4 protein-coding genes are annotated in these 6,346 nt (G+C 66.2%); all 4 read left to right on the top strand.

Going from position 1 to position 6,346, the window contains the following annotated elements; translation table 11 throughout:
- Positions 1–153: 153 nt before the first annotated feature.
- Genes CC207_RS25045 through CC207_RS25030 form a run of 4 tightly spaced genes read left to right on the top strand, consistent with a single transcriptional unit; the run spans position 154 to position 5,724 of the window.
- Entirely contained in the window at positions 154–1,500 is a 1,347-nt protein-coding gene (locus tag CC207_RS25045; protein WP_028692098.1) for a hypothetical protein, read from the top strand.
- Between the two features lie 26 nt (positions 1,501–1,526).
- Positions 1,527–3,761 carry an Ig-like domain-containing protein gene (locus CC207_RS25040; RefSeq protein ID WP_088852940.1) on the top strand — a complete coding sequence of 745 codons (2,235 nt, stop codon included), beginning with the start codon at positions 1,527–1,529 and terminating at the stop codon, positions 3,759–3,761.
- A gap of 16 nt (positions 3,762–3,777) precedes the next feature.
- Positions 3,778–4,248 (top strand): curlin, encoded by a 471-nt coding sequence (locus tag CC207_RS25035; RefSeq protein WP_062573925.1) that lies wholly within the window; start codon positions 3,778–3,780, stop codon positions 4,246–4,248.
- A 30-nt stretch (positions 4,249–4,278) separates the two neighbouring features.
- Entirely contained in the window at positions 4,279–5,724 is a 1,446-nt protein-coding gene (locus CC207_RS25030; protein ID WP_088852939.1) for a curlin, read from the top strand.
- Positions 5,725–6,346 lie beyond the last annotated feature (622 nt).

The following is a 6,346-nucleotide window of genomic DNA, read 5'->3' as shown; positions in this document are numbered from 1 at the left end:
CCCACCCGCCATACCTAGCCGAACACCTGCCAGAAACGCTGAAACCCCTACCCCAGAGCCCTTCAACCGCCCCCTGAAAAACCTGGCACAACAGTTGCCGATCCCTCCCCAGACGCCCCAACCCATGGGCCCGTTTGCAGGAGGAAGCAACTCATGCACCGACCGATTCCCCACCCGCTGGCCGTGGCGATCTTCGCCGGCCTGCTCCAGCTACCGGCCCAGGCTGCGCTGTACGCGGTCGACAGCGGCCCCTACACCCTGCCCACCGGCAAGTTCCCCGCCTGGTACCAGGACAGCCACGGCCGGGTGCTCGACCTGTGCCTGTCCAAGGCGGTGAGCTCGCGAGTCGCCGGTGCCCCCGGCGCGCCTTCGTACATGTGCACGCTGTTGCCCACCCCCGGCGTGTTCGACGACACCCAGCCGATCGTCTTCCCCAGCAACTTCCCCGACGAGGCCTTCTGGTTCACCGCCGACGCCGCCATCGTCGATGCCGCCCGCGGTATCGACCTGAGCTTTGGCTCGGCCATCGAGGCTGCCTTCGCCGCCGAAGAGCCGGTGGACGGTGACCAGGTCAGCTTCGCCCGGGTGCGCATTCGCGTCGATGTGCCGGTGGCCGGTACCTACACGATCACCCACCCCTACGGCGTCGAGGTCTTCGACGTGCCAGCGGGCGGGCGCCGGGCGATCAACATGACCCGCGACATCGGCATCGGCTCCCCCGGTGACTACAGCGGCGCGCTCAAGGGCGACGTCGGGCCGTTCCTGCGCAGCGTCAACGGGCCCTACACCGAAACCAACCCGGGCACTGGCGCCAGCGAACGCTACATCGGCGACCCGAACCTGGAAGAGCCGGTCACCGGCAGCCCCTTCAACACCAACTTCGTGCGCATCGAAGGCCCCAACGGCATCGACCTGCGCACCGAGCTGTTCGCCGTCTCCGGCAAGCTGTCCACGGTCAACCGCCCGACACCGCTGATCCCGCAGCGCAGCACCTACTCACGGCACACCGTCAACGGCGACCTGCGGGCCCAGCAGGATGTGTTCGTCATGGCGCCGCCGGCGCCGGCCACGGTCACCCTGACCAGTCAGACACCGGCCCTGCCCCTGGGCGAGGCCAACGGCACCGGCGCCTGGTACGCCCAATCTGCGCTCAACCCGACCCTGCCGCTGACCCTGCAGGTGACCGCCGACAACAGCCTGGCCATCGCCACCAGCACGCCGACCAGCGCCGCCATGCCGCTCACCGACCTGGTGATCATCAGCCGCGCCGAATACAGCCTGGCCAGCGGCCAGCTGACCCTGGTCGCCAGCAGCAGCGACGAGACCAGCCCGCCCGCCCTCACCGCCCGCACCGGCAACGGCACGCTGATCGGCAACCTGAGCGGCAACGGCGCGGTCAAGTCCCTGACCACCGGGCTGTCACCCATCCCGCCGGCGCAGGTGCAAGTCACCAGCAGCCACGGCGGCAGCGACAACGAAGACGTGGTGCTGGTGCCATGAACAGACACCGCCTTCAAGGAGGCCGCATGAATACTTGGTCGCGTCGGGCGCTGTGCGCCGCTGGTTTCACCCTCACCGTCAGCAGCGCGGCCTGGGCAGCGCTGAGCGAGGTCGATCCCGGCCCCTACACCTTCGCCACCGGGGGCTACCCGATGTGGTACAAGGACGCCAACAACCTCGCCCTGGAGCTGTGCCAGTCACGCGCCACCAGCTCGCGGGCACCGGGCGCGCCAGGCGCCCCGGCCTACATGTGCACCCTGCTGCCCGAGCCCGGGGTCTACGACGATGCCCTGCCGCTGGTGTTCCCGGACAACTGGCCGCCGGAGATGTTCTGGTTCCTGGCCGAGACCCAGATCCCGCAGGTGGGCAACAGCGGCTACGAGCTGGAAGTCTATGTCGCAGGCCTCGAGGCGGCCTTCGCCGCCGAGAACCCGGTCAACGGCGACCAGCAGAGCTTCGCCCGCATCCGCATCCGCGCCTCGGTGCCGCGCACCGGCACCTACACCATCACCCACCCGTTCGGCGTCGAGACGGTCAACGTGACCACCGCCGGCCGGCGGGCGATCAACATAACCCGCGACATCGGCATCGGCGCGCCGGGCAACTTCAGCGGCGCCCTGAACGGTAATCTCGGCCCGTTCCTGCGCGGGGTCGGCGGCCCCTACACCGAGGTCAACCCGGACACCGGCGCCACCGAGACCTTCGTCGGCGACCCGAACATCACCGAGGCGGTGACCGGCAGCCCGAACAACACCAACTTCGTGCGCATCCAGGGCCCGGCGGGTACCATCCAGACCAACGTCTTCAGCGTCTCGGGCAAGGTTCTCGACCAGCGCCAGCAGACCCCGGTGACGCTGGAGCGCGCCACCTACCAGCGCAACGCCGCCGGCACCCGCGTCGAGGTCTTCGCCAAGGCGCCGAACAGCGCCAGCCTGTGCCTGCGCAACGGCCTGGCACTGATCGGCTCGCCGCCGTCACCGTGCCAGTTCAGCATGCTCGCCGACAACAACGGGCTGTTCTTCAGCCAGCAACTGAGCCAGGCCGTGCCGCCGTCATTGGTGGTGGTCACTGCCAGCAGCCCGGCCGGCACCACGCGCCCGACAGCGCTGTCGAGCAAGCTCAGCGACGTGGTCAAGGTTGCCACCGCGCGCTACGACTGGAGCGCCAAGCGCCTGCTGGTCGAGGCCCACTCCAGTGATGAAGTGGTGGTGCCCGACCTGCTGGTACAGGGCTTCGGGCGCATGTCCAAGTCCGGCGTGCAGCAGAGCCTGACGGTCAACGACCTGGCCCAGCCACCCGCCAGCATCACCGTCAAGTCGGCCCATGGCGGTGTCGATGTGGAGCCGGTGGTGGTGGTCGGCAACGCCCCGGTACCAACCGAGAACCAGGCTCCCGTGGCCCAGGCCGACAGCGCCAGCACCAGTGTCGGGGTGCCGATCACCCTCAACCTGCTGGCTAACGACAGCGACCCGGACGGCAACGTGCCGCTGAGCATCACCGACCTCACCCAGCCTGGCACCGGCCTGGGCGGCGTGGTGCTCAACGGCAGCACTTCGGTGACCTACACCCCGCCGAGCGGTGCAACCTCGCCCGTGGTGGCGACCTTTAGCTACCGCGCCCAGGACGCCAAGGGACTGAACTCGACACCGGCCACGGTAACCGTCAATGTCGCGCCGAACCAACCTCCGACTGCAGTGGCCGACAGCGTTGCCACCCTCGGCGTGCCACTGACCATCAACGCGCTGGCCAACGACACCGACCCGGAAGGCAACCTGCCGCTGACCATCGCCAGCGTCACCCAGCCGACCCCGGCCGGGCGCGGCACGGTCAGTACCGACGGCAACGTGATCACCTATACGCCACCGGCCACGGTGAGCGCGACGTTCACCACCAGCTTCAGCTACATCGCCCGTGACGCGATCGGCGCCACCTCGACGCCCGGCACGGTCACCGTGCAGGTATCGCCACGGCCGGCCCAGGAGACCTTCGCGGTCACCGCGGCGACGGTCACGGCGCGCTCGAACAATCGCTTCAACTGGGACATCAGCGGAACGTCCTCGGTGACCACCGGCAACACCATCACCGTGCGCGTGACCACCACCACCGGCGTGCAGACCCTTGGCACCACCACCGTGCCGGTCACCGGCCGCTGGCGCCTGACGGTGAGCAACAGCACGACGCTGGTGCCCACCGCCACGCCGACCGCCACGGTGACCAGCAGCCAGGGCACCACGCGCACGGTCAACGTGGTGGTGCAGTAAGACTCGGAGGGATGCCATGAACGCCTTGTACCCACTGTTGCTGAGCCTGGCCCTCACCGGCCAGGCCCTGGCCGACGACCTGATGGACAACGCCGACCTCGCCGTCGGCAGCGACCTCGGCGAGCCGCTGGTGCTGCGCCTGCTGCCGGCGGGCGCCGGCCAGGCCGCGGTGATCGAGCAACTGGGCACGGGCAACCGCGCCGCCCTCGACCAGAACGGCCAGGCCCTGCTGGGCCGGATCGTCCAGGCCGGGAGCGCGCAGGAAGCGTACATCCTGCAGGAGGGCAGCGACCTGACGGCCGCGATCAGCCAGCAGGGCCAGGGCAACAACGCCACGATCCGCCAGAACGGCAGCGACAACAGCGCCGCCATCGAACAGATCGGCAACCACAACAGCGCCACCATCGACCAGCGCGGCACGGGACTGAACAGCGCCGTGACCCAGGCCGGCAACGGCCAGCAGGTCCATGTCACCCAATACCGCTAGGCCCAACAAGACAGATCTGGAGGCAACACCATGCACAAGCTCGCCCCCCTGAGCGCTGCCATCGTCCTGGCCCTTGCCGGCCAGGCCATGGCTGATGACAGCGTTTCGACCCAGAACCAGCAAGGCGTCCAGAACATAGCCGAGGTCAAGCAGTCGCAGGCGCCTTTCGCCTCGGCCACGCAGAACCAGACCGGTCACGACCACAACCACATGGCGTTGCAGGACGCCAGCACCAGCCACATCCAGCAGAGCGCCACCGGCTCGTTCAACGCCGGCTACGCCGAGCAACTGTACGAGAACGGCAGCCAGATCACCCAGCATGCCGGCGGCGAGCTCAACGATGCATTCGCCAGCCAGTCGGTGGGTGAAAACAACGAAGCGCTGCAGATCCAGGCCGGCGGCGGCAACCAGTCGATCATCTGGCAGGACACGCAGACCGGCAGCAAGGCCACCACCCTGCAGTCGGGCTTCGGCAACAGTGCGACCGTCGAACAGCTGTTCGGTGGCAGCAACAACAAGAGTTCGATCATGCAAGGTGGCAGCGACAACCAAGCCGCCGCCGAGCATTTGACCCACCGGGATGGTGATATCGCCATTTACCAGGAGGGCAAGCAGAACTGGGCCTACGGCGACCAGCGCGACGGCCTGGGCGGCACCATCGGCATCGACCAGTACGGTACCGGCAACTCGGTTGAAGTGTGGCAGGACAACCAGGCCGCCAGCCAGGCCAGTGTCTACCAGAGTGGCCAGGCCAACGAAGGCTACATCGACCAGAGTTTCGGCCAGGTCAACACTGCCGGCCTCAGCCAGACAGGCCGTGGCAACGCCAGTTGGTCGGACCAATACGAAACCAGCCAGGCGGTGACGAACATTTCGCAGGTGGGCAACAACAACCTGCACTTCACTTACCAGACCGGTGACAACCACAGCCTGACCATCAGCACGGTGGGCAACGCCAACAAGATCATGGCCAGCAACTGGAAGGGCGAGAAGTCCGGCGGGCAATTCGGGGTCGGGCAGCAGGCGCAGATCAACCAGGTAGGTCATGGCAACGGGGTGAATATCACCCAGGAAGGCAACGCCCAGATCGCGCGGCTGAACCAGAATGGCAACCGCAACCAGATGGAGACCCGCCAGGCAGACAGCAACAACGAACTGTACTTCGAGCAGAACGGCAGCGACAACCTGCTCATCGCCGACCAGCGGGGGACTGGCAACTATGCCGAGGGGTTGGCTGCTGGTAGCGGCGGCAGCATTACCGTCGAGCAGTCGGGTAGTGGCAACCAGAGCTACACCTACCAGCTGCAGGGGTATGGGAACGAGGCGACCATCAAGCAGACCGATGGGGTCAACCTGGCCTACGTGACTCAGGCGGGGAATAACAACCAGGCGTTTGTCGACCAGAGCGGTGCGAGTCAGACGGCCAATGTTACGCAGTATGGTAATGCCAACATGGCGACTGTTACCCAGCAGTGACGGGCTTTCCCCTTGGACCGCGGTGTTGGTGCTCCCCTGGCACTGCGGTTCTTTTTTCGGGTTCTGGTTCTGGTTCTTGGATGATTGTTTTGATATTTTTATGCGCATTCGTAGAAGATAACGACATTTAGTCACCTTTCCGCCCTTACGGCGGCCTACTTTTCTCGTGGGAAAAGTAGGCAAAACCGTCCCGCTCCGTTCATCCGGCCCCTGCGCTTCGCTCCGGGGTTCCCTCGCTCCGTTCTTGCTCCCGGGAGGACCGCGCTGAACGCCCCATCCTGGGGCGCAGCGCTTGACGGCCATCCATGGCCGTCACCTCCCTACGCAAGAACTCCGCTCGGCCTCCTGAAGTCGCAATTGGTGTTGCCTGAACTATCGCGCACTTAGAAGCAAGAGCAAGAGCAAGAAGCGCGAAGTTAGTTTTTTGACCATTAGTTATGTATTGGCTGTTCCGGCCCTTTCGCGGGGCAAGCCCGCTCCCACAGGGTTATATATAACGGCGACTATCGCGTGGGAGCCGGCTTGCCTCGCGATGCGATCGAGAGACTAATTAAGTTTAAACTAGCGACAGCTGCGTTAGTTCAGGCGCCGCCCGTAACTTGCGCGACTTCAGGAGGCCGAA

It is taken from the genome of Pseudomonas sp. DrBHI1 (genome assembly GCF_002205115.1).
Lineage (GTDB): Bacteria > Pseudomonadota > Gammaproteobacteria > Pseudomonadales > Pseudomonadaceae > Aquipseudomonas > Aquipseudomonas mosselii.
Note: the sequence above shows the minus strand (reverse complement) of the source record. Positions and strands in the feature narration are given on the sequence as shown.